At 43.3% G+C, this 24,136-nt stretch carries 17 protein-coding genes; 14 read left to right on the forward strand and 3 right to left on the reverse strand.

What is annotated here, in order from left to right; genetic code table 11:
- Nucleotides 1–163 precede the first annotated feature (163 nt).
- The 12 genes from ACS5PU_RS11270 to ACS5PU_RS11325 all read left to right on the forward strand — a co-directional run bounded on the left by ACS5PU_RS11270 (nt 164) and on the right by ACS5PU_RS11325 (nt 16,329).
- Entirely contained in the window at nt 164–2,344 is a 2,181-nt protein-coding gene (locus ACS5PU_RS11270; RefSeq protein ID WP_056095233.1) for a TonB-dependent receptor, read from the forward strand.
- Nucleotides 2,345–2,763: 419 nt separating this feature from the next.
- Nucleotides 2,764–3,084 carry a DUF6660 family protein gene (locus ACS5PU_RS11275; protein WP_146202963.1) on the forward strand — a complete coding sequence of 107 codons (321 nt, stop codon included), beginning with the start codon at nt 2,764–2,766 and terminating at the stop codon, nt 3,082–3,084.
- Between the two features lie 104 nt (nt 3,085–3,188).
- Nucleotides 3,189–7,571, forward strand: coding sequence for a CusA/CzcA family heavy metal efflux RND transporter (locus ACS5PU_RS11280; protein WP_109932806.1), 4,383 nt, complete (start codon nt 3,189–3,191; stop codon nt 7,569–7,571).
- A gap of 10 nt (nt 7,572–7,581) precedes the next feature.
- Complete coding sequence (locus ACS5PU_RS11285) at nt 7,582–8,814, forward strand: efflux RND transporter periplasmic adaptor subunit (protein WP_056095224.1); 1,233 nt, start codon at nt 7,582–7,584, stop codon at nt 8,812–8,814.
- A gap of 148 nt (nt 8,815–8,962) precedes the next feature.
- A complete protein-coding gene (locus tag ACS5PU_RS11290; protein ID WP_056095221.1) occupies nt 8,963–11,155 on the forward strand; it encodes a heavy metal translocating P-type ATPase in 2,193 nt (730 codons plus the stop codon).
- A gap of 3 nt (nt 11,156–11,158) precedes the next feature.
- Nucleotides 11,159–11,692, forward strand: a complete 534-nt coding sequence (locus tag ACS5PU_RS11295; protein ID WP_197413309.1) for a divalent metal cation transporter — start codon at nt 11,159–11,161, stop codon at nt 11,690–11,692.
- Nucleotides 11,682–12,425 (forward strand): ZIP family metal transporter, encoded by a 744-nt coding sequence (locus ACS5PU_RS11300; protein ID WP_056095217.1) that lies wholly within the window; start codon nt 11,682–11,684, stop codon nt 12,423–12,425. Before ACS5PU_RS11295 ends, ACS5PU_RS11300 begins: the two co-directional genes overlap by 11 nt.
- A 9-nt stretch (nt 12,426–12,434) precedes the next feature.
- The gene (locus ACS5PU_RS11305; RefSeq protein ID WP_056095215.1) at nt 12,435–13,121 is read left to right on the forward strand and encodes a DUF1345 domain-containing protein; all 687 of its coding nucleotides are present in this window, start codon (nt 12,435–12,437) and stop codon (nt 13,119–13,121) included.
- Between the two features lie 22 nt (nt 13,122–13,143).
- Nucleotides 13,144–13,320: a hypothetical protein gene (locus tag ACS5PU_RS11310; protein ID WP_167398035.1), complete on the forward strand. Its 177-nt coding sequence runs from the start codon at nt 13,144–13,146 to the stop codon at nt 13,318–13,320.
- A 98-nt stretch (nt 13,321–13,418) separates the two neighbouring features.
- Nucleotides 13,419–13,667 carry a hypothetical protein gene (locus ACS5PU_RS11315; RefSeq protein ID WP_147273669.1) on the forward strand — a complete coding sequence of 83 codons (249 nt, stop codon included), beginning with the start codon at nt 13,419–13,421 and terminating at the stop codon, nt 13,665–13,667.
- A gap of 3 nt (nt 13,668–13,670) precedes the next feature.
- Nucleotides 13,671–15,620 carry an LTA synthase family protein gene (locus ACS5PU_RS11320; RefSeq protein ID WP_056095210.1) on the forward strand — a complete coding sequence of 650 codons (1,950 nt, stop codon included), beginning with the start codon at nt 13,671–13,673 and terminating at the stop codon, nt 15,618–15,620.
- A gap of 7 nt (nt 15,621–15,627) precedes the next feature.
- Nucleotides 15,628–16,329, forward strand: a complete 702-nt coding sequence (locus tag ACS5PU_RS11325) for an HD domain-containing protein (protein WP_146202961.1) — start codon at nt 15,628–15,630, stop codon at nt 16,327–16,329.
- Nucleotides 16,330–16,395: 66 nt separating this feature from the next.
- Here the strand turns inward: ACS5PU_RS11325 and ACS5PU_RS11330 are convergent, their stop codons facing one another.
- The 3 genes from ACS5PU_RS11330 to ACS5PU_RS11340 are packed head-to-tail and all read right to left on the reverse strand — an operon-like array spanning nt 16,396 to nt 19,270.
- Complete coding sequence (locus ACS5PU_RS11330; protein ID WP_056095202.1) at nt 16,396–17,622, reverse strand: hypothetical protein; 1,227 nt, start codon at nt 17,620–17,622, stop codon at nt 16,396–16,398.
- A complete protein-coding gene (locus ACS5PU_RS11335; protein WP_056095200.1) occupies nt 17,619–18,065 on the reverse strand; it encodes a ubiquinol-cytochrome c reductase iron-sulfur subunit in 447 nt (148 codons plus the stop codon). The genes ACS5PU_RS11330 and ACS5PU_RS11335 overlap by 4 nt, the downstream gene beginning before the upstream one ends.
- Before the next feature lie 2 nt (nt 18,066–18,067).
- Nucleotides 18,068–19,270 carry a di-heme oxidoredictase family protein gene (locus ACS5PU_RS11340; RefSeq protein ID WP_056095197.1) on the reverse strand — a complete coding sequence of 401 codons (1,203 nt, stop codon included), beginning with the start codon at nt 19,268–19,270 and terminating at the stop codon, nt 18,068–18,070.
- Nucleotides 19,271–20,306: 1,036 nt separating this feature from the next.
- Here ACS5PU_RS11340 and ACS5PU_RS11345 point away from each other — a divergent pair.
- The gene (locus ACS5PU_RS11345) at nt 20,307–20,717 is read left to right on the forward strand and encodes a response regulator (protein ID WP_056095195.1); all 411 of its coding nucleotides are present in this window, start codon (nt 20,307–20,309) and stop codon (nt 20,715–20,717) included.
- Nucleotides 20,718–21,155: 438 nt separating this feature from the next.
- On the forward strand, nt 21,156–24,134 hold the full coding sequence (locus ACS5PU_RS11350) for a type ISP restriction/modification enzyme (protein WP_056095192.1): 2,979 nt from the start codon (nt 21,156–21,158) through the stop codon (nt 24,132–24,134).
- Nucleotides 24,135–24,136 lie beyond the last annotated feature (2 nt).

Raw genomic sequence — 24,136 nt, forward strand, 5'->3', positions numbered from 1 at the left:
TTTTTGCGGCCCAGCTTTTACCTGTACAGCATAATACGGCTTACATCCCACTTCAGCTACAGGCCATTTCAATTTCTATCTGGCAGCCGCCCAAACTTTCGTAGTTTATTTTTCCCTCGTCCTAACCGGACATATTTATCGAAATCATTATTTAAAGATCATTATGAAAAGAACGATTGTGGTTTTGGCTATACTGTTGTTTACAGTTACCGCCTTTGCCCAAAATAGATATAAAGCCGTCATCAAAGACGCAAAGACAAACCAAGTACTTCCAGGAGCTACGTTAAAAGTTCTTGGAACGACCATTGGCGCTAAATCAGATAGTGCAGGTAATGCAAGTATTAATGGTATACCCTCAGGTAAACAGATCATTCAGTTTAGTTATGTAGGCTATCAGACCAAAACTGATACGCTGACCTTTCCCCTTGCTGAAACTAACGTTTTGACTATTTTACTTACTGCAGCTGAAGAAGACCAGGAACTAGAGGATGTAGTGATCTCAGCTACAAGGAGCAGCCGTACCATTGATAATATTCCTACACGGGTTGAGGTCATCGCCGGGGAAGAACTGGACGAAAAAGGTAATATGAAACCTGGCGACATCCGCATGATGCTGGCAGAAAGCACAGGCATCCAGACCCAGCAGACTTCTGCGACCAGCGGAAATTCCAGTATCCGCATACAGGGACTGGACGGAAAATATACCCAGATCATTAGGGACGGTTTTCCATTATACTCTGGTTTCTCGGGTGGATTGGGCCTGCTTCAGATTGCCCCATTGGATTTGCAGCAGGTAGAGGTGATCAAAGGTTCATCGTCCACCCTTTACGGAGGTGGAGCAATTGCTGGACTGGTGAACCTGGTTTCTAAAAAACCGACTGAAGCGCGTCAGCTTAATTTCCTTTTAAACGGTACTTCTGCTTTGGGACTGGATGCCAGTGGTTTTTATGGACAGAAATTTGATAAAATAGGTATCACGGTTTATGGTGCATACAACAAAGGGACTGCCTATGATCCTTCTGATATTGGCTTAACCGCTATCCCCAAGTTTGACCGTTTCACCCTGAACCCCAAACTATATTTTTATTTCAATGATGCGACTACGCTTTTGGCCGGAATCAACGCCACAACTGAAAAACGGATTGGCGGCGACCTGGAATATGTGAAGGGAAATGGCAGTGCTGCCCATTCTTATTTTGAGGAGAATAAAACCGGGCGTTACAGCTCTCAGGTTGAGTTGGATCATAGACTGAGCGAAAAGGAAAAGCTTGTTATCCGCAATTCGGTGAGCTATTACGACCGGAGTATTGGGTTGCCAAATTACCTTTTTTCAGGCGTTCAAGTGTCAACCTACAGTGAGGCCAATTATAGCCGTAACGGAGAAAAAGCAGACTGGGTGTTGGGGGTGAACTTTTTGACCGACAATTTTAAGGAAGACCAGAACAGTGACAATGCACTCAGAAGTTACAATTATAATACCATTGGGGCATTTGCACAGAACACCTGGAACATATCTAAAAAAATTAGTCTTGAATCAGGAGTAAGGGGAGATTACCACAATGAATACGGATTTTTCTTCTTACCAAGAATTTCCGGATTGTGGAAGATCAATGAACATTTTTCTACCCGATTAGGCGGTGGTCTGGGTTATAAGGCACCAACTGTATTTACCGAAGATGCTGAGCGGATCCAGTTCAGAAATGTAGCGCCTTTAGATGTGGCCAATACAAAGGCGGAACGCTCTTATGGCGCCAACTATGATGTTAACTATCGCACCTCATTGTTTGACGGAGCGGTTGGATTCAGCATCAATCAGATGTTTTTTTATACCCGTATCAATAACCCGATATTGCTGACTGCTGCTAATGGAGCCAACCTGACCTATGTTCAGCCTAAAGGTAATTTAGATACCAGGGGAATGGAAACAAATGCCAAAGTAACCTACGGTGATTTTAAACTTTTCATCGGTTATACATTAGCGGATGTGAACCAGCATACAGGAGGCACCAGCACAAATTATCCGCTGGTTTCAAAGCACAGGGTAAATAATGTATTGATGTATGAGCTTGAAGATAAATGGAAGATCGGTGCCGAAGCATACTATTTCAGCAAACAGAAGTTAAACGATGGTGCCACTGGTAAAAGCTATTGGACAGCTGGTCTGATGGCAGAAAAGCTTTGGGAACGGTTTTCAATTTTTGTGAATTTTGAGAATTTAACGGACACCAGGCAGACCAGCTTTGATTCGATCTATACAGGTAGCATTACTAGCCCTGTTTTCAGGGACATCTATGCGCCTGTAGATGGGTTTGTAGTAAACGGAGGGATAAAATTCAAACTTTAAACCTGTAGTAATCGACTTTTCTGGGTAGTGGATTCACATTTTAGCCGGGCCAGGGATTTGATGGCCAAAAAATCCCTGGCTGGCTGAATAATTGAAGCTTTCGGTGCGGTTAAAAGACATTTCCCATCAGAAGAGTCTATGCTGGCCGATAAGGTCTGTTAGTGGAAGATTCAGGCTTACCTCTGGACTTATCTCATCAATAAATGAAAACTTCCTTCCCTTTTTACCCAGATTATATGAAGTTTTTTGATTTGGGCAAAGAAGGTTTCCGTTTGGTTGTTCAAGTGGTGGAACTTTTGAATGATGGGTGAAAACCTATAGGCTATGATTATTTTAATAAAAAAGTATTAAATTTTTTCAAACCAGGACTAAAAAAAAATGTTCCTAAATAAATTTATATATTTGGTAAAATTTTGAAAGTGAAAATATCCAGTTTGTTTCTCTGCTTCATTATCGTAATACTCAGCTGCATTCCATGCGCTGACGTATTGGCTATGGGTAAGTTGCATGGTGGACCATTAACTGAAAAAAGCATAACAACCCATTCTACAGAAAAAGAACGCAGTGATTTCTGTTCACCGTTCTGCGTTTGTTCCTGCTGTAATACCACTTCTGAAGTTATTTCTTCAACACCTCTTGTGGTAATCTCAAAACCAATAAGCTCAGAATATAATGAAGCTTACATGGGTGAGGTTATCTCTTTACCATTATCTGTTTGGCAGCCGCCTAAATTAAGTTAAAAATCGATCTTCATTTCGATGCTATGTTTTTGCCCGTATAATCCATACGAGGCTACGCTGTGCATTGATCTGGTTTTTTTATTTTTTACTTAATTAAACAAATAATGCTGAAAAAAATTATTCAGTTTTCAATAGCGAATAAGCTTGTAATAGCCCTGTTCACTTTGGGGCTGATCGCATGGGGCGTATATTCCCTGAGACAACTTCCCATTGATGCCGTTCCTGATATCACCAATAATCAGGTTCAGGTCATAACCCTTAGCCCATCCCTTGCTACCCAGGAGGTAGAAAGGCTTATTTCCTATCCCGTAGAACAGACCATGTCCACCATACCTGAAATAGAGCAGGTACGCTCCATTTCAAGGTTCGGACTTTCGGTTGTAACTATCGTATTCCATGATGATGTTGACATCTACTGGGCCCGGCAACAGGTAAACGAAAAGCTTGCCGAGGCCAAGAATAACATCCCATCAGGACTTGGTAATCCAGAAATATCACCCATATCAACAGGTCTTGGGGAGATATACCAATACGTGATCCATGCAAAGCCTGGATTCGAAAAGAAATTCAACGCGCGCGAGCTGCGCACCATCCAGGACTGGATTGTAAGGAGACAGCTCCTTGGTACGCCGGGCATTGCAGAGGTCAACAGTTTCGGTGGCCTTTTGAAACAGTATGAGATTGCGCTTGATCCCGATAAGCTGCGGAGCCTTAACCTGAGCATCAGCGATGTTTTCGCAGCCCTTGAACAGAACAACCAGAACACGGGGGGCGCCTATATAGACAAAAAGCCAAATGCCTATTTTATTAGGAGCGAAGGCCTGGTCGGCAATCTTGATGACATCAATAAGATCGTTGTCAAAAACAATGCGAACGGAATCCCGGTGCTTATCCACGATATCGCCACCGTACAGATCGGTAGTTCCATCCGTTATGGCGCACTTACCCGTGCAACAAAGGATGGTGAAGGTGAGGCTGTTGGCGGTATAGTAATGATGCTGAAAGGCGCAAATGCCAATAACGTGGTAAAACAGGTGAAGGCTAAGATAGACAGAATCAGTAAAACTCTACCGAAGGGGGTAACCATTGAGCCGTTCTTAGATAGAAGTGCGCTTGTTGATCGTGCCATGGGCACAGTAGCCAAAAACCTCATCGAGGGCGCCCTGATTGTTATTTTTGTCCTGGTTCTTTTTCTTGGAAATTTTAGGGCCGGGCTGGTTGTTGCCTCAGTGATTCCGCTTGCCATGCTATTTGCGATTTCCCTGATGAACCTTTTTGGCGTATCGGGAAACCTGATGAGTCTTGGCGCGATAGATTTCGGACTTATCGTCGATGGGGCCGTAATTATTGTGGAAGCCACAATGCACATCCTCTCTGGGAATAAGCTTGGCCGCGCTTATACACAGGCCGAAATGGATGAGCAGGTTGAAAAATCTGCCGTGCGGATGATGAGCGCTGCGGCATTTGGACAGATCATTATTCTGATCGTTTATCTTCCCATCCTTGCCCTTGTAGGTATTGAAGGCAAGATGTTCGGTCCTATGGCACAAACCGTTTCCTTTGCCATATTGGGAGCCTTTATTTTGTCCCTTACCTATGTTCCTATGGTTTCCTCGCTGTTCTTAAGCAAAAAAGTTGCCCACAAAAAGAATTTTTCAGATCGGATGATGGATTTTTTTCAGCGCCGTTACACTCCAATGATCAAGGCTGCACTCAATAAAAGAATAATTGTTGTGGCATCATCGGTTGTTCTTCTGGTCATCAGTATTTTTATCTTTACCCGGATGGGGGGAGAATTCATTCCCACGTTGGAGGAAGGTGATTTTGCGGTAGAAACCAGGCTACTTACCGGCAGTTCCCTTTCCCAGACTATTGATAAAGTAAATCAGGCTTCAAAAATCCTTGTAGAAAAATTTCCAGAGGTGAAAGAAGTAATTGGTAAGGTTGGTGCTGCCGAGATTCCTACCGATCCCATGCCAATGGAAGCATGTGATCTGACCATAATACTCAAAGATAAAAAAGACTGGACCACTACCCATGACAGGGAAGAACTGGCAGAGATGATGAGTAAGGCACTTGAAGAAGTTCCCGGCGTGAGCTTCGGTTTTTCACAACCAATCCAATTACGCTCAAATGAACTTATCTCGGGAGTTAGACAGGATATTGGGATCAAAGTTTTCGGAGATGACCTCGAATCCCTCACCAGTATATCCCAAAAGATCGGGAAAATTGTTTCGGGTGTAGAGGGCGCAAAAGATCTCTATCTGGAACAGGCAACCGGTCTGCCGCAGATAGTGGTAAAGATCAACCGTGATAGGATTGCACAATATGGATTGAGCATAGGAACGGTTAACCAGGCACTCAATACTGCTTTTGCAGGACAGTCTGCGGGGCTGGTATACGAGGGAGAGCAGCGTTACGATATCATTGTTCGCCTTTCCCAACAGAACCGCCAGGGTATTGATGATGTTAAAAATGTCTATGTGACTGCCCCGAACGGCAATCAGGTTCCCCTTGACCAACTTGCTGACATAGAGTTTAAGATCGGCCCTAACCAGATTCAACGTGAGGATACCAAACGGCGCATCATAGTGGGGCTGAATGTCCGTGGCCGTGATATCCAGAGTGTGGTAACAGAGATTGAGCAGAAAATAAACGAACAGATCAAAATGCCCGCAGGATATTACATTACCTATGGAGGGCAGTTCGAAAACTTAAAAGAGGCGACACAAAGGCTTTCTATTGCCGTTCCGGTTGCACTTTTACTGATATTGCTATTACTGTATTTCTCATTTGGATCTGTAAAACAGTCGATACTGATTTTTTCTGCTATTCCGATGGCCGCAATCGGGGGAATATTTGCATTAATCCTGAGGGGAATGCCTTTCAGCATTTCCGCCGGTGTTGGATTTATTGCATTATTCGGGGTAGCCGTGCTCAACGGAATCGTACTGATTACCGAATTCAACAGATTGAAAAAAATGGATAAATATAGTATAAGGGACATTGTCCTCAAGGGAACTGCTATCCGTCTGAGACCTGTACTGATGACCGCAACTGTAGCCTCTCTTGGGTTCCTTCCAATGGCAATATCCAGTGCAGCAGGCGCTGAGGTGCAGAAACCGTTAGCAACCGTAGTAATCGGGGGACTGATTACTTCCACCATATTAACCTTAATCGTACTTCCAGTGCTATATACTTATTTTGAAGGTTGGAAAAGCAAAAAAACTGCCCTTCCAACAACTGTAGTTACCCTAGCGGTGTTTTTTGGACTTTTCATTTTATCGGGACAGGCGCAGGCGCAGACGGTTCCCACCAAGGGTATGAGCCTTGAGCAGGCTTTGAGCACAGCATTGAGTAATAACCAGGCTTTGAAATCCTCAACCCTGCAGATTGGCAGGCAACAGGCGCTAAGGGGATCCTCAACAGATCTTGGAAAGACCAGCTTTGAGGTGCAGTACGGACAGATGAATACCATCAAACGCGACAATAACTTTTCGGCCTCTCAGAACATACCCTATCCGGGGCTGTTCAAAAGTCAGCGCAACTTGTATGATGCGCAGATCAGGGGAGCCGAAATCGGCCTTCAGGTAACACAAAGAGAACTTTCCTATCAGGTGAAAAGCGTTTACGCCCAGTTGGGCTATTTCATTGCCCTTCAAAAGCTTTACAAAAGCCAGGACAGTGTTTACAGTAACTTTCTGAAGGCCGCCTCATTGAGGTACCAGGCAGGAGAGACCAATCTGCTTGAAAAAACTACCGCCGAAACTCAGTATAATGAGGTTCGCAACCAGATGAGCAAGAACGAAGCTGATATCCTTGCCTATACCGCCGAACTTAAGCGTTTGCTCAATACCAGGGAACAGATCAGTATCATGAACGCGGACTTTGGCCAGGTAGTCTGGAATGTTAGCCAGGCTGATACCATTACATCAGAAAATCCAATTCTTGCGCTGCAGGCCCAGCAGATAGATATTGCCGACAAGACGGTAAGGCTCGAGCGCTCACGCTCCGGCCCCGATTTCAGTATCGGCTATTTCAACCAGTCCATTATCGGAGCACAGAATGTTGGCGGTCAGGATCTTTATTTTAATGGAGGCAAACGTTTTCAGGGAGTTTCCGCCGGGATCTCCATACCGCTTTTCTTTAAGCCTTTCTCCTCAAGGATAAAAGCCGCAAAGATAGATAAGCAGGTAGCCGAAAGCGATTTTATCCTTTCCCAGACAGATCTTCGTGGAAGGTATGAGCAGGCCTTCCAGGACCTTCAGAAAAATTCCAGAAGTATCGCCTATTATAAGAACAGTGCCCTGCCGAATGCCAACCTGATCCTAAAGCAGTCCCAGATTGCATTTCAGGCAGGGGAGATCGGCTATGTAGAGTATCTGCAGGCCCTGCGTACCTACTCTGATATCCGCTTCAGCTATCTGGAGGCCATCAACCAATACAATCAATCAGTATACACATTACAGTACCTAAAAGGTCAATAACAATATAAAAATGAAAAAAATATTAAAAGCCCTCAGCCGATTATCTTACATTGGGGCACTGGCAGTAGTGCTTTCTTCCTGCGGCAGCAAGGAAAAAGATGGCGCTGGAACAGAAGCCTCTGCAGACAGCACGGCCACCGAGGAAAGCAACTCAGTAGAGCTCAGCCAGTCACAGTTCAAGTCTGTAGGGATAGAGCTGGGAAGTCCCGAGCTCCGTGCACTCAGCGGTATGCTGAAAGTAAATGGCTTTATTGACGTGCCACCACAGAACCTGGTGAGCATTACCACTCAGATGGGCGGTATTGTAAAATCCACTCCGCTTTTACAGGGGACAAAGGTGAGCAAAGGTCAGGTTATTGCCATACTCCAGAATCAGGAATATGTGCAGATGCAACAGGATTACCTGGAGAGCAAAAGCCAGCTTGAACTTTCGGATTCTGAATACAAAAGACAACAGACCCTTGCCCAGCAAAACGTTAATGCTCAAAAAACACTCCAACAGGCCAAAGCAGCTTATCTGGGAAATCTTGCAAGGGAAAATGCATTAAAGCAACGTCTTCAACTGATCAATATCAATCCGTCCTCGCTAAACGCCGGCAATATCCGTAGCCAGATAAATATCTACTCGCCGATCAATGGCTATGTAACCAAGGTTAACGTAAATACGGGCAAATTTGTGGCCCCCAATGATGCAATGTTCGAAATCGTAAACAGTTCGAATCTCCACGTTGAGCTCAACGTTTTCGAGAAAGATGCACAAAAGGTAAAAAAAGGACAGAAGGTGCTTTTTTCACTCACCAATGATTCAACCCAGCGTACTGCTGTCGTACAGCTGGTAGGCGGTGAGATCAATGCCGATAAGACCGTGACCGTTCATGCTATTGCCCAGGGAAGCGCCGGGTTTATCCCTGGTACTTACCTTAAGGCTTTCATCGAAACAGGTGCCGTGCAGGTAATGGCTTTGCCTTCTGCAGCGGTTGTAGACTTTGAGGGCAAAAAATACATTTTCGTCCAGAACTCGGCGGAAAAAAAGGCAAAGGAACCAGCAAAAAACGAGTCGGGAAACAAAGAAAGCGCCACTGAGGCCGGCCATCATTTCGAAATGGTAGAGGTTACAACGGGTATATCCGATGGCGGTTATATAGAGGTAACTATGCCTTCGGGACGGGATTTTACAGGCAAGGTTGTACTTAAAGGTACATATGATCTGCTGTCAAAAATGAAGAACAGCGAAGAAGAGTAAAGTCCCCACAAAGAATTTTTAGTACACACATTGAATAAAAGGTGCCTCGTTAGGGAGGCATCTTTTTAAAAAAAGTGAACCCACACGGGCAGAGAATACAGATAAAGCGGTTGCCCTGAATATTCAACAAAAATCAATTTACCCCGATATGGAAAACAAGAAGAAAAAATCCGACACCAAATCATCTGCCAAAAAGCCTGTAGTCCGGAAGGAAGGCTCAGATTCCAAAGAAACAAAAGCGAAGCCGGTAAAGGAAGAAACCAAAACTTCTTCACAGCCTATTTCTGAAAAACCATCCAGGAAGGGAAAAGAAGCTGAAAAGGAGAAAGAGGCTCATCTTGACCATGCTGAAGAGGAAGGCCATGATCATGAACATGGCGGGATTTTCGGGAAGAACACGGAAATGATCTTCGCCTTTATCTGTGGCGCGGCGCTGGGGATAGGATTTGGAATTTCTTTCATAGACGGTGTTCCCGAATGGGCAAGCCTTGCACTCTACATAACAGCCTATTTCTTTGGCGGTTTCTTTACGGCCAAGGAAGCAGTTGAAACTATATTGAAAGGTGGCTTTGAGATCGACTTTCTGATGCTGGTCGCCGCAATCGGCGCAGCGATCCTGGGCTCCTGGGCCGAAGGCGCATTATTGCTCTTCCTGTTCAGTCTGGGACATGCGATGGAACACTATGCGATGGGCAAGGCAAGAAAATCCATAGCTGCCCTTACCAGTCTGGCTCCCCCGACAGCCCTGGTTGTCCGGGATGGCAAGGAATCTGAAGTGCGCATCGAAGAGCTTCAGCTTGGAGATGTCATTATCATCAAGCCCAACAGCAAGATTCCGGCAGACGGAGTGGTTGTAAAGGGTGAGGGCAGTGTCAATCAGGCCCCTATAACAGGAGAGAGTGTGCCAGTGGACAAATCACCCGTACCGGACGCATCAAAGGACTATTCTGCCGAAAAAACCATCAAGCCCCAGTTCCGTGTATTTGCCGGAACAATCAACGGAGCATCGGTTCTGGAGGTTAAGGTAATCAGGGAAGCCAAGGATTCTACCATCTCACGCCTGATCAAAATGGTAAATGAGGCGGAAAAACAAAAATCCCCAACGCAGCTATTTACCGACAGGTTCGAAAAGTATTTCGTTCCAGTTGTACTGGTTCTTGTGACCGCACTATGTTTTGCATTCCTGGTTATCGATGAGCCTTTTAGCAAAAGTTTCTACCGCGCGATGTCCGTACTGGTTGCTGCCAGCCCGTGCGCTTTGGCGATTTCTACCCCAAGCGCAGTACTTAGCGGTATTGCAAGGGCTGCACGTGGCGGAGTCCTTATAAAGGGAGGGCGGCCACTGGAAGATCTGGGCGAACTCAACGCCATCGCGTTCGACAAGACCGGAACACTTACCGAAGGCAAGCCCCAGCTCACAAACGTGATTCCACTGAACGACATGTCAGAAGAGGAACTAATGGGTATTGCTGTTGCAGTTGAAAAACTCAGCGACCACCCGCTGGCCGAAGCAATTGTAAAAGGCGCACTCGAAAAGATGAAGAAAAAATCCGTTCCTGAGGCACATAACGTGAAAGGCATTACCGGAAGAGGTGTTCAGGCTGAGGTCAACGGTAAAAAAGTATTCATTGGAAACAAGGCCCTTTTTGAAAAGGATGGAATACCCGAAGATATTCTCAAACAGGTTGAAGAGCTGGAAAAGGGCGGACATACTTCAATGCTTGTCAGGGTCGATAAAGATTTCATCGGCATTCTTTCCCTTATGGATGTTCCCCGTGAAGAGGCAAAACATGTGCTTAAAGAACTCGAAGAGCTGGGGATCAAAAAAATGATTATGCTAACCGGGGACAACCAACAGGTTGCAGAAGCGGTAGCTAAACAGATCGGTGTAACCGAGGCATGGGGCAACCTTATGCCGGAAGACAAAGTCAAGGCAGTACAGAAACTCGCCAAATCAGAAAAAATGGTTGCGATGGTGGGAGACGGCGTGAATGATGCCCCGGCCATGGCCAAAAGTACCGTAGGTATCGCTATGGGCGCTGCGGGATCTGATGTTGCTTTGGAAACAGCAGATATTGCCCTGATGGGCGATAAGCTGGAAAGTCTTCCCTTTGCCATCGGGCTTAGCCGTAAAGCCCGGGGCATCATTAAACAGAACCTCTGGATTTCCCTTGGTGTTGTCGCCGCACTTATTCCACTGACCATACTGGGTGTCGCTTCGATCGGACCGGCAGTAATCGCCCACGAGGGATCGACGTTGGTCGTAGTGTTTAATGCGCTGCGCTTACTTGCTTACGACAACGGACATAATAAAAAAGCACCGAAAAAGAGGAAAAAATAAGGCATGTTCAAAAAGGTTAAAAAATTCCTGAAAGCCCTGGGGCCGGGCATCGTTACCGGTGCGAGTGACGATGACCCATCAGGTATTTCCACCTATTCACGGGGCGGTGCAAAATATGGTCTGGCAACGCTTTGGGCAATGATCAATACATTCCCCCTGATGGCTGCAATCCAGGATTGCGACCGTATCAGGCTGACCAAAACGCTTAGGAAACACTATCCAAAATGGGTATTGTACCTGTTGATCATATTCAGCGTGCCGGCAATCGTCCTGAACATTGGTGCCGATATCGCTGATATGGACGCTGTGGAGCATCTCATATTTCCTGCCGTTCATGCAATTGTTTTTAGTGTGCTCTTTACCGGAGTACCTCTATTCTTCATCATCTATCTGCCTTACTCGACACTTGGCTCAGTGCTGAAATATCTGTTCCTGACCCCCATGGAGATTCTTATCGGCACATGCCTCGACCTCAATCTAGGGTACCTTTCCTTTGGTGCCTATAGATTTTATTTAAGAAAGAATTATGCAGGCTAAACAACTTATTTCATTAAACATACTGCTGTTTGCAGCGTTTCCGGTCGTCTTACTTATAGTCGGTGGAATGATCGTAACCTGGAAAAAGCCCACGGCTGCTGTGCAGAGTACGATCCTCCACTTTGCTGCAGGGGTAGTTTTTTCAGTCGTGGCAGTCGAGCTTTTGCCAGATATGATCAGGATCCATGATACAACCGCGATAATTATAGGTTTTACCTTGGGTATTTCGGCCATGCTTCTGATCAAATGGTATACCGCCAGGCTTGAGCTCAAAATGGGCGGAACAAACGACAGCAAGCTGTTGCCTTGGGGAATGCTTATCGCGGTAGGCATTGACCTGCTCTTGGACGGTCTTCTTTTAGGGATAGGATTTGCAGCGGGATCAAAAGAAGGAACCCTGCTTGCACTGGCACTTGCGATGGAATGCCTTTCGCTGGGACTTGCAGTAGGTACCAGGCTGACCAAGCTTGGAAGTTCCAAAAGGAGGCTGATCAGGGTGCTCTCGCTATTTGGCCTGGTTTTTCTATTGGGAACAGGGGGAGGTTTTTTTATGCTGCATTTTACAGGAGAAAAAGTACTGGAACTTGTGCTCTCATTTGGTAGCGCAGCATTACTGTTTTTAGTTACCGAGGAACTTCTTGTCGAAGCCCATGAAGAAAAGGATTCTCCATTTTTTACCGCGGCTTTTTTCTTAGGATTTCTTCTGTTTATGGTTCTGGGGCTCATTATTTAATCTAAACCGATGAATATTATCGCTAAAATCAGTCAGTTCGATGCGCACCATAAACTTTACCTCTCCCTGGGTGTTGCTCTTGCCGTCCTTGGTATTTGCTATGCTACGGAACTGGAAGCCTCTGTCAGGTTGATGGTTGTATGGCTAAGCTATGCAACAACCAGCATAGCGCTTGCATGGACAACCATTAGCTCCTCGCATCCCAGTCAGATAAAACACGATGCCCATGCGCAGGATTCAAGCAGGACGCTCATTTTTCTTTTTGCCATAGCTGCTGCATTCGCCAGTCTTTTTTCCATTATTATCCTTTTGCGTGAAAATTCGGAAAAGACCGATCAGGGCCTTTTTATGACTATCGTTATTCCGTTGCTCTGCGTGGTTAGCTCATGGTGGTTGGTTCATACGGTCTTTACCATGCGATATGCACATTTCTATTACTGTGACATCGAGCATGAGAAGAAAGGAAAAATAGAAAAACCCGGAGGACTGATCTTTCCGGGAGGAGAAGATCCCGATTATATGGATTTTGTCTATTTCGCTTTCGTGGTTGGAATGACTTTTCAGGTATCTGACGTAGAAATCTCCTCCAAACGGATCCGAAGGCTTGCATGGATGCACGGTGTTCTTTCATTTGCCTTTAATACAGTAATAGTTGCCCTGACAATCAATGTGCTCTCGGGCATGATCCAAAAATAATTTAATTTAAAACTAAAAACCTATGGACTGGACACCAGAAAATTTTCCACTTGAGATGAAGGACCTTGACCCAAGGGTAAGGGAAAAAGCGATCGAGATCGCCAACGAGCTTAGAATTACCAAAGAGGTAAGCGAGCTCAATATTGTTGAGGTCGCCATCAACAGGGCCCAGCAATGGTTTATCAGCCTGGAGGGATAATGGCAGTGCAAAGACTATCCCCTGATCACACAAAATATAATCCAAACCGCGGAAAGGTATCCACAAGGCTCCTGACCGATCTTAAAACATTGAATAAAATGCAGATCAAAAGAAACAACAGGCCCAGGCCTGCTGCTGCCAGGGGTGGGGGAACAGCTCCAAAAAAGAAAAAGGCCAAGGGGCCAAAGAAATCGGTTTTCCTGATGGTATTTTATTGGATACTGGCGCTGCTGCTGGCACTCGCCATTTATTTTAAAGCCAAACATTTCTATAATTCACATTGGGACAAGGATACCAACGAAAAAAACAACGATTCTGTTATCAACACCCCCGGATCTAAAAAATAAACCATGAAGCAGATTTTTATGAAAAGCCGATATAGTGTACTATATTTCTTTATCTTTTTCTTCATCTGTGTCTCGACCATGCTGAGGATCAGTTTTACTGCGATTTCGCTCGGAAAGGCGGGGCTGGGATTTGGAGAAATCCTCACCGCCTTTGCTAAAGGATTCGTCTTCGATCTTGGGGTGGCCACATATTTCAGTGTAATTTATGCCTTTTATCTGCTCATCCTTCCCCAAAAATGGAACAGGACTGGATTTAACAAGGTGTTTACCCATATCCTTCTTTTTCTGATGGTCTTGATTTCGGTATTTTCTTTTTTCGCAGAATTTACTTTTTGGCGGGAATTTGAGAGCCGTTTTAACTTTATAGCAGTAGATTATCTGGTCTATACTTATGAGGTTGTGCACAACATCAACGAGTCCTATCCGCTGCCGCTTTTGATTTCAGCTGTTGTCATAATCTCCTTTTTATGGAACTATCTTATGAAGGGGGCGTTCAGGAAGAGCTTCGAGTCTGCTACACCTTTTGCCCGTCGATCGGTAAATACAGCCCTGATCATTCTGACAGCAATATTCTATACGATCGAGATAGATAACTCCTGGGGGGATAAAAGCGGTAACCGTTATGCGGCAGAAATTTCCAAAGCAGGGATATATTCTTTCGTAGCGGCCTTCAAGGCGAATGAACTTAGCTACGATCAGTTTTATCCGATGCTCACAAATCAGCTTGCCTTCAATTTGGTAAGAAAAGAACTCTCCTCTTCCTCTAGCAGGTTTATTTTCAAAGGTCCTTCGGTACGTAGATCGGTTCTGGCCGGTAATGGCCAGACGGAACCCAATGTCATCATGGTGGTCATGGAGAGTTTCAGCGCTGATTATATGGGCACTTTTGGCAATACACAAAAACTGACACCTGTTCTGGATTCGCTGGCCAAAGAGAGCATCCTATTTGAGCGCATGTATGCAACAGGCACCCGTACCGTGCGAGGGATGGAGGCGCTTTCCCTCGCCGTTCCGCCAACACCGGGGAATAGTATTGTAAGGAGGAGCAATAATGCAAACCTGAGCACAATAGGCAGTATTTTTTCCAAACGTGGGTATTCCACAGGCTTTTTTTATGGCGGGGACGGTTACTTTGACAATATGAACCAGTTCTTCGGAAGCAATGGCTATGACATAACAGATAGGGGGAGGAAGCTTACAATGGGTGATGCCTATCTGGGAAAGCGGACCATCCTGAGCGATAGCGAAGTGAGCTTTGAAAATGCCTGGGGCGTTTCGGACGGGGATCTTTTCGCTGCGGTAATCCGTGATGCGGATAAAAGGCACTCGTTAAAGAAACCTTTCTACGATTTTGTCATGACCACTTCCAACCATCGGCCCTTTACCTATCCCAAAGGAAAGATAGATATCCCACCAGGCACGGGAAGAGAGGGCGCAGTAAAATATACCGATTATGCCATTGGGGAATTTTTAAGACAGGTCCGGAAAAAGCCATGGTTCAGCAATACCGTGTTTATATTCGTTGCCGATCACTGCGCGGAAAGCGCAGGAAAGAACGAGATTGATATCTCCCGTTACCATATCCCGGCGATGATATACAACCTCAATGGACAGCCCCCTTCAATAATTCCCAGCCTTTGCTCACAGATAGATCTCTATCCAACCTTGTTCGGCCTGTTGAAATGGGACTTTGAGAGCAATAACTTCGGTATGGATGTTAGATCAGCCGGGTACCGCCCAAGGATCTTGCTAGGAACCTATCAAAAGCTCGGTTATCTCCGTAGCGACACCCTTGTGGTACTCAGTCCAAGGAAGCCTCCGCAGAGCTATCATTATGATTTCAAAACCAATACACAGACCTCGGCGAAATCTTCTGAAACACTTGGAAGGGAAGCCATTTCTTATTATCAGAGTGCCTATTATCTCTTTAGGACAGGCGGATTAAAAAAATAAGAATATTATGAATTATTATCAGTTATTATTGATCTGTGTGCTAGCGGGGTCTGTGATCCTGCTAACAGGTAAATACTTTTTTAAGCGCAGGCGCAGAAACATCTTCAGTATGCTTATAGGAGATGTTCAAGCTTATGTAAGCTATCTTTTTGAGGAGCACTGGCAGGCTGACCTGGCATACCACGATCTGGATCATACCAGACTTGTGGTCAAAAGGACCCAGGAAATCGCTTCCAATTTTCGCCTGGATGACCTTCAGGAATTCATACTTTTCTCTGCCGCATGGTTTCATGACACCGGGCAGCTAACTGGGCCTCCTGCCGGCCATGAGCATCGAAGCGTGCGGCTGATGGAAGAGTTTCTTTCAGATAAAGGGATTGCACCGGATATCATTTCCGCCATCGGCCGCTGCATACTCTCCACCTCCATTCCACATAGCCCTAGCAATATCCTTGAAGAAATTATCTGTGATGCGGATACCTATAACCTGGGCAATGAGGAATTTCTCATCACCGATGCAAAGGTTGCGCGCGAAATGCAGAAAAGGGCAGATGTGGACCTAAGCCATTGGGATAAAGAAACACTTGCATTTCTATCAGCCCACCGTTTTTTTACGCCTTATTGCAAGTCTATGCTCTCGCAGGGAAAGCAAAATAATATCCATTTGGTGCGGGAACGCATAAAAAATAAATCAGGCCAAACACCCTAAATGGATTTGGACAATGAATGGGATATACTCTTAGGCTTCTTGTCGCTTTTATCCTGGCTGGTATCATTAAAAATAGGTTGACACCCCGAACTGCACCGCTCCGGTTCTGGCAGGCGGGTTTCCAAGGATATCCTTCTGCCACTGTTTTCGGTAGGAAAACCTCAGCACGGTTTGTTGCCTTGGCCTGAAACTGATGCCGGGCATTACGCTGAAAAGTTCATCACCAATATTCCCGCCGGTCTCCCTGAACTTCCCTACATTCCAGTCCACATACTCTACCCTGCAGGCTAAACTTACAACAGAATGCTGCCAGCCCAGAATCGTTTTTTTGATCACAGGTTGAACAATATCTATATATCCGCCCATCTGACGGCTCCCGAACTGCTGGGAATAGGTGTCGGGAACATCTACCCTGATCCATGCCCACTCAGCGGTGATGAAGGTCTTAAGTTTGGGAAGTGTAGTGTTAAAGTCTATGGCGAAAACATTTAACCTGCGTTTGTCATCGATAACAATTCCGTCCGACTGCCATTTATTGTAAACACCTCCCATATAGGATACGCCGAGTTCGCCTATATTGTTCCTGCGTACCGCAACCTTTCCCGTTAGAAGCGGCTGCCCGCTTGCAATTTCTTCAAACCTTTCCGGATTCCTTTTTGAGGCAGCCAGAGAGGTTCTGTTTTCAGGGTTTGCAATAATGGAATCGTCAAAGCTGCTTGTGGCATATAACTCGTAGCCCAGCATCCAGTCACCGCTATAGTTCTTGCCATAAATCCCGAATCCTGCACTGCTCCAGGTTGCAGGCAGCATCTGTGTCATGGCGATCGGACGGTCGGTGAATTCCCATTTAGGACCGTCATGGTTCTGGTTGAATGCACCAATGGGATTTAATATCATTCCACCCCTTAAATTAAGCAAGGGGTGCAGTTCCAGATCCAGCGCAGCAAATTCAACCGCTATTTCTTTTTCAGCAGGTTCAAATTCGATCTCGGAAAGGAACTTGATGCGCTTGGAAATGGTTGAGGCTACAAATAGCGTCATCCTTCTGAACTGGAACTGCTGTCCTTCAGAGATCCCGTCTGTACCCTGATACTGCCAGTTGGCTTCCATATACCCGCCCACTGATACCGGAAGTTTTCCCACGGCAATAAAAGGCCGTTCATAAACTGCATCCATGTTGAGTGAGTTTTTTGCTGTATCACTGGGTTTGGCCCTTAAAAGTTTCGGGTCGATCTGGGCAAAAGCCATCTGACCGATACCAATAGATATGATAAGCGTAAAGAGTTTTTTCATACTGCCTTCAGTGAAATTTTGATCCTGGTTTTTTCTATGGTAATGGGGAAAGTTCTTAAGTTTGCTTCTGCCGGACCATTTGTCATTCTGCCCTTATTGTCAAATTCACTTCCATGGGCCGGACATTGAAGCCTGTCTCCGAAAGCCTGGAGCTCGGTTCCCTGGTGGGTGCACTGCATCCATAGTGCAGAATAATTCAGTTCATCATGCCGGTAGATACAGATGGGATATCGGAGCAGGTCATTGCTGACTACAATGTATCTTTTGAACTGGACATTTTTTTCCTGTCTGATTTCAAAGTCCTTCATTTCTACGACCAGGTTATCCCCTGCAATCTCGCCCGTCGCCGGCACCAGGCTGCTGCATCCACTGATCAACGTGGTGATCCCAAGGCCTCCAAGGCAGGCCATTCCACAGCCTTTTATAAAATCTTTTCTTTTCATTTCTATAGTGATTCTAAAAATCTCAGCATGGCATTTCTTTCTGCCCCAGACAGCTGGTTGAACCTGTTGCGGCTTGCAGATGCCTCTCCTCCATGAAGGGTTACCGCCTCTTCGATGCTTTTTGCCCTTCCGTCATGCAGCAGATGATAAGATCCACCCTGTGAATTCATCGAAAGTCCCAGTCCCCATAGGGGCGGGGTCCTCCATTCGAAGGTCTTAGCCGATCCTTCCGTATAACCATCGTCCAGCCCAGGTCCCATATCGTGAAGCAGCAGGTCGGTATAGGGATGGAATTCTTTGTTGGATAGAGCAACCACTGGGGAAAAAACTGTTTTTAGGGTAGGCTTGTGACAGCCTGAACAGTTGATCTTTTCGAACAGTTTCCTGCCGGTTTCAACTTCGGCATTTCCGGCATCGCGCTGTATGGGCGCTTTTAGCGTCTGTAGATAAAACACCACGTTATTCACTGTAAGTGTGGAAATTTCAGGATCAATCACCATCCGCGTATAGGCATCCACAGGATCAAAGCTTGAAGTTATCCCGATATCCTGGTTGTAGGCATTAACAGTCTGGTGGAGCAGGTTATATGCTGCCGCCTTTTTTCCAAAACGATGGATATATTTTCCCTTCAGTGCAATAGCGTTGTTAAAGGCCTGAACATATGACGGAAGCACTGCGTAATTTGGGACACCAGAAATGCCGTCATTATCCAGATCCTGGGGGTCAGCCATAGCTAGTATATCTGCATCAGCTACCAGTTCGAGAAAGCCAAGGCCGGTATTGGCAGGCGGTGTAAATTTTGAAAAGCTGGCGTCTGCTGGGATTTGCTCAGGTTTGTACCCGGGAATAGCCCTGTTCTGCAGTTGTGGGCCTCCCTGGTCCAAAAATTTATTGCCTGTCTCATCGGTCTGCCCGAAACGGACCAGCGTAGTAAAGGGATGGCCTTTGCCGTCTCCAGCATGGCAGCTTCCGCAGCTGGTTGCAACAAAGCCAGGACCAAGGCCATTCGCAGGAGTAAATATCTCATTGTTAAAGGCCGCATCTCCCAAAGCGAAACGTCTGAGCTGGTCATAGCTGAGTCCTTCCACCGGGCCATCAAGAATTTCATCCTCTTTTGGAGAAGAAGGGATTATCTTCTCACAGGACACCATTATAGCAACTAGGCTCATAAGTGAAAGCAGGACAATGGGTAATCTTTTCTGCATGTTATCTGATTTTTTGTAAATCTAATAATAAAAACAGAAAAGACTAAAAATAAATTTAGGTTTATCTAAAATATATTTTAGGGCTGCCGTTTTTTTTTGTTTCGTTCTGTAACTGTCCCACGCTTAAGTGTTTAAGCGATGATCATTTCAACCGAACCGGATTAAAGAACATTATATTTTCGCAGTACTTTTACGCCTGGTGCAGAATGCTTCGAATCGTTTCGTTTTGGAAATTAGAAACCGATTTCCATCTGACCGTGTTGGGTGAAAGCGCTATACGAGAAAGGCATTTCTAAAAGATAAAATAGTATTTGTAATTGAAAGCGAAAACGAGGGCTTTTTATTTAATCTGGGAGAAAGGTAACTGGTGCAAAACGGAAAAAAGTTCCAGTCATTTTCTTGTGAACAATTCACGATAGCCGCCATACCGTGGGATTAGCATTTTTCAGAAAAATAGTAATTGAACTAAATGAAACTAGCGTTCACTAAGGCAAGATGTGCAATGAGTTTAGAAATAGACACGGGGACTGAACGGTGTCCATATCCCCGATATCTAAATTAACGCTCTCAAGGCTAAGATAGCATTCCATTATATGGAATCAAAATCCTCATCACCAATGTTATCTCACTTTTTAATTGGTCGACTTCGAAACCTTATCAAAAAGGTGAGACTTACAAACTTTAGAAGCAGGCTTCTTAAAAGTTTCCTTAACTAAAGACTTCTGGTTGAAGATTGGCGTGTAACATCAATATTTTCTTGGCAGGTGGGGGTATTGGAATAGCTATTTTTATCAGAAGTGGTAATAATTTATCCTGATTTTAGTAAAAAGGTTAGACGCAGAGACCGCAGGCGATAATTGTATTTCCTTAACTGCAGAGAACACCAATACTTTTGACGAAAATATTCTGAGAGAAGCTTTGCGCTAGCCAAAATATATTCTTGAGCCAATAAAAGCTTTCTTTTCAACCCTATAATTTTATTTTTGTATATTGAGAAAAGCTTTCCGAGGAAATATAGTGGTAGGAAAATAATGTTATGAGTGCAAATAAAATAACTCTCGCCTATGCGGAAGATGAGCGCTGGTTTCGGGAACCAATGGTAGAAATGTTGGTCGAAAGTGGCTTTGATGTCATTGGCGCTTTTAGTGATGGCAGAGAGCTTCTTACTTTCTCAGAAAATTGCTCGACTTTGCCTGATTTGTTTTTAACGGACCTGCGCATGCCCAAATTGAATGGTCTTGAGTTGACAAAAGAAATTTTGAAGAAATGGCCCCACGCGAAAGTGATTGTCCTAACTTCAGAGATAGAAAACTTTTACATAGAGGAGGCAAAGAAAGCTGGCGCTGTATGCTTTTTACATAAAATTATCGACTACAAGAATATCAAACACGCCCTCTTGGAGGTTCACCAAACTGGAGCGACGACCTTCGGGAAACTGAATTTGTAATACCTGGCCCGATTTCCTGTAAGCAGAGGGTTTTAAGGATGAAGGCTTTCTAAATAAGTTATGCACTCTAATTCGGTTAATTTGCGGTGACATTTGCACAGAAATTGCACAAGTTGTTTTTCGGTTCCCAATGTGCACAACTAATATTTGATACCGTTGCACGAATTTTACTTAGTTTTAAGCGTTTTAATTACAAGGGGTTCGAGAGAAATTCCTATTTTCACGAAAGGGTCTATTAAAAACGGTTTATGTTGATGATGTTATAGGGATATTGAAATATTCTATCATCAGCTTTGAAGCTATAACAAAATAGCGCATTACAATTTAAGTTTAATTTAATACAAAGTGAAACTTAGGGCTGGCAAATGAATTAATATACATACATAAATTGCAAATGCTAGCGACAACAAGTATCTTTCACTCATATTTATAATCTCAATGAGCCTGTTCGCTATTCACAATTATCAAAAAGAAGTAGAAGATATCATTCACTTTGGTGGGACAAAAAAAGAGACTGCTATAAGGAGTGCTTTCCATAATCTATTAAATGAATACGCACAAGGAAAGGGTCTAAAGGTAGTAACGGAAGTGAGTATTCAGGCGAATAATAGCAATAAAAAGGTTACGCCAGATGGTACTTTAAAAGACTCGTTGCGACAAGACTGGGGGTATTGGGAAAGTAAAGATGAAAGTGACGATATAAACGAAGAAGTACAGAAAAAGTTCAGTAAAGGATACCCTACTCAAAATATACTTTTCGAAGATAGCAAGACGGCAATTCTTTTTCATAACGGGCTAGAAACAAGTCGCGTATCAATGAAAGATGCAAATGCTCTTCACAACCTTTTAACTGATTTTATAAATTATGAAAGGCCAGAGGTTAAGCATTTTCGTCAAGCAATTGAACTTTTTAAATTGGATATTCCTAAAGTTACCGCGACAATTAGAGAAATTATTGAGAAAGCAGAAAAATCTAATAAAGAGTTTAAAAAATACAGCAAAAAATTCTTAAAAATATGTCACGATAGTATAAATCCCAATGTGACGTCCGACGATGTGCGAGAGATGATTATCCAGCATATTTTAACTGAGGATGTCTTTAATACAATATTTGATGAGAATCAATTTCATCGAGAAAATAATATTGCCCGTGAATTAGAAAAGGTAATTCATACCTTTTTTATCGGTACCGTCAGAAAAACGGCACTATCAAGCGTTCAACATTATTATCAAGCGATTAATGCTGCCGCGGCTGGAATCGCTGATCATCATGAGAAGCAAAAATTTTTAAAGGTAATTTACGAAACCTTTTATAAAAGCTATAATCCAAAAGCTGCTGATCGCTTAGGGGTAGTATATACTCCAAACGAAATCGTTAATTTTATGATTAAGGGTTCAGATTTTTTATTACATCAGCATTTTAATAAATTTTTATCCGACCAAGGTGTTGAAATTCTGGACCCCGCTACTGGAACAGGAACATTTATTACCGATATAATAGATTATATTCCTAAAGATAAATTAGAGTTTAAATATAAAAATGAGCTACACGCAAATGAAGTCGCAATATTGCCTTATTACATTAGTAATTTAAATATTGAGTTTACCTATAACCAAAAAATGGGTAAATATGAAGAATTTACTAATCTATGCTTTGTAGATACTCTTGATAATTTGGGATTTACTTTTATGGGGAAGCAAACAAATCTATTTGCTCCATTTTCCCAAGAAAATAGCCTTCGTATCATCAAACAAAATACTAGAAAGATTTCGGTGATAATTGGTAATCCTCCATATAATGCAAATCAAGTTAATGAGAATGAGAACAATAAGAATAGGGAATACCCAGAAATCGATAAAAGGATAAAAGATACTTTCATAAAATATAGTAAAGCTCAAAAAACAAAAGTTTATGATATGTATTCCCGCTTTTATAGATGGGCTTTCGATAGAATTCAAGATAAGGGAATTATTGCATTTGTTACAAATCGGAGTTTTATTGATAGTAAAACCTTTGATGGTTTTCGTAAAGTTATTCAAACAGAATTTGACCAGGCTTATATTATAGATACCATAAGTGATGTCAGAGCCAATCCTAAAATCGCTGGTACAACTCACAACGTTTTTGGAATTCAGACTGGTGTTGCAGTTATGTTTTTGATCAAAAAACAAAACCGAGTTAAGGGTGCACAATGCAGTATTTTTTATACCGCACTCGATGATAACTGGAAAAAAGAGCAAAAACTTCAATGGTTTACAGAAAATTCCATTTCCTCGGCCTCATTCACTCATATTCATCCAGATAAAAATAGCAACTGGCTGAACAACACAGATAATGACTTTGATAAATTGCTTCCGATGTACATTAAAGGTGGTAGTAAGTCGATTTTTAATTTGGCTTCCAATGGAATTTCTACTAATAGAGATGAGTGGGTTTATGATTTCAATGAGAAAAATCTAAAATCTAAAATCAAGTATTTTATTAAGATCTATAACAATTGTGTTAACGCAGGCAATTTTGAAAAATATGCAAAAGAAATCAAGTGGAGTCGTGATTTAAAAAATAAATTAACGCGAAAAATATTTGCTGTCGAGAAATCCGTTTCTTTTGTTAAATGTAACTATAGACCTTACACCAAAAAAATATTGGCTTTAAATTCGGTTTTGAATGATGTGATAAGCCATAATCAAAATTTCTTTAGTAGTAACAATAATATCGCAATTTGTATTAACGGGAACGGATCTGACTTTCGATTTCTTATAGTTGATACTTATCCCGATCTTCACTACACTGGAGATACAAAATGTTTTCCGCTTTATCGTTATGATGAAAAAGGCCGCATTGATAATATTTCAGATTGGGCATTAACTAAATTTATTACTCATTATAAGTTGAAATCTATTTCAAAAGAAGAAATCTTTGAATACATCTATGGGATACTTCACTTTCCTATTTATCTCTCTAAATATGAACTAAACCTTCAACGTGACTTTCCTAAGATTCCATTATATGAGGATTTTTATAAGTGGCAATCATGGGGTAAAACATTAATATCCATCCAATTAAATTATGAAAATGCCAAATTATATCCGCTAGCGGAGGTTCAAACTGGTAATAAAACTAATCCCAGAACAAAACTTAAGGCAGATAAGATATCGGGAATAATAACAATCGATGAGAACACCGAGCTCCGTGGTATACCCAATAGTGCTTGGGAATACAAAATTGGTAATCGTAGTGCGCTGGAATGGGTCTTAGATCAATACAAAACAAAGAGTCCTAAAGATGAAAGCCTTACAGCTAAATTTAATTTGTATGAGTTTTCCTCTTATAAAACTGAGGTAATAACTTTACTAAAAAAAGTTTGTTCAACAAGTGTCGATACAATGGATATTATATTTAAAATGAGCATTTAACC

The sequence above is a fragment of the Pedobacter sp. GSP4 genome (assembly GCF_051857575.1).
Classification (GTDB): domain Bacteria; phylum Bacteroidota; class Bacteroidia; order Sphingobacteriales; family Sphingobacteriaceae; genus Pedobacter.

Excerpts from the sequence above, each read along its gene's own strand:
- ACS5PU_RS11270 (WP_056095233.1), top strand. The coding sequence starts at position 164 with ATGAAAAGAACGATTGTGGTTTTGGCTATACTGTTGTTTACAGTTACC.
- ACS5PU_RS11280 (WP_109932806.1), top strand. The coding sequence starts at position 3,189 with ATGCTGAAAAAAATTATTCAGTTTTCAATAGCGAATAAGCTTGTAATA.
- ACS5PU_RS11285 (WP_056095224.1), top strand. The coding sequence starts at position 7,582 with ATGAAAAAAATATTAAAAGCCCTCAGCCGATTATCTTACATTGGGGCA.
- ACS5PU_RS11290 (WP_056095221.1), top strand. The coding sequence starts at position 8,963 with ATGGAAAACAAGAAGAAAAAATCCGACACCAAATCATCTGCCAAAAAG.
- ACS5PU_RS11295 (WP_197413309.1), top strand. The coding sequence starts at position 11,159 with ATGTTCAAAAAGGTTAAAAAATTCCTGAAAGCCCTGGGGCCGGGCATC.
- ACS5PU_RS11300 (WP_056095217.1), top strand. The coding sequence starts at position 11,682 with ATGCAGGCTAAACAACTTATTTCATTAAACATACTGCTGTTTGCAGCG.
- ACS5PU_RS11305 (WP_056095215.1), top strand. The coding sequence starts at position 12,435 with ATGAATATTATCGCTAAAATCAGTCAGTTCGATGCGCACCATAAACTT.
- ACS5PU_RS11310 (WP_167398035.1), top strand. The coding sequence starts at position 13,144 with ATGGACTGGACACCAGAAAATTTTCCACTTGAGATGAAGGACCTTGAC.
- ACS5PU_RS11315 (WP_147273669.1), top strand. The coding sequence starts at position 13,419 with ATGCAGATCAAAAGAAACAACAGGCCCAGGCCTGCTGCTGCCAGGGGT.
- ACS5PU_RS11320 (WP_056095210.1), top strand. The coding sequence starts at position 13,671 with ATGAAGCAGATTTTTATGAAAAGCCGATATAGTGTACTATATTTCTTT.
- ACS5PU_RS11325 (WP_146202961.1), top strand. The coding sequence starts at position 15,628 with ATGAATTATTATCAGTTATTATTGATCTGTGTGCTAGCGGGGTCTGTG.
- ACS5PU_RS11330 (WP_056095202.1), bottom strand. The coding sequence starts at position 17,622 with ATGAAAAAACTCTTTACGCTTATCATATCTATTGGTATCGGTCAGATG.
- ACS5PU_RS11335 (WP_056095200.1), bottom strand. The coding sequence starts at position 18,065 with ATGAAAAGAAAAGATTTTATAAAAGGCTGTGGAATGGCCTGCCTTGGA.
- ACS5PU_RS11340 (WP_056095197.1), bottom strand. The coding sequence starts at position 19,270 with ATGCAGAAAAGATTACCCATTGTCCTGCTTTCACTTATGAGCCTAGTT.
- ACS5PU_RS11345 (WP_056095195.1), top strand. The coding sequence starts at position 20,307 with ATGAGTGCAAATAAAATAACTCTCGCCTATGCGGAAGATGAGCGCTGG.
- ACS5PU_RS11350 (WP_056095192.1), top strand. The coding sequence starts at position 21,156 with ATGAGCCTGTTCGCTATTCACAATTATCAAAAAGAAGTAGAAGATATC.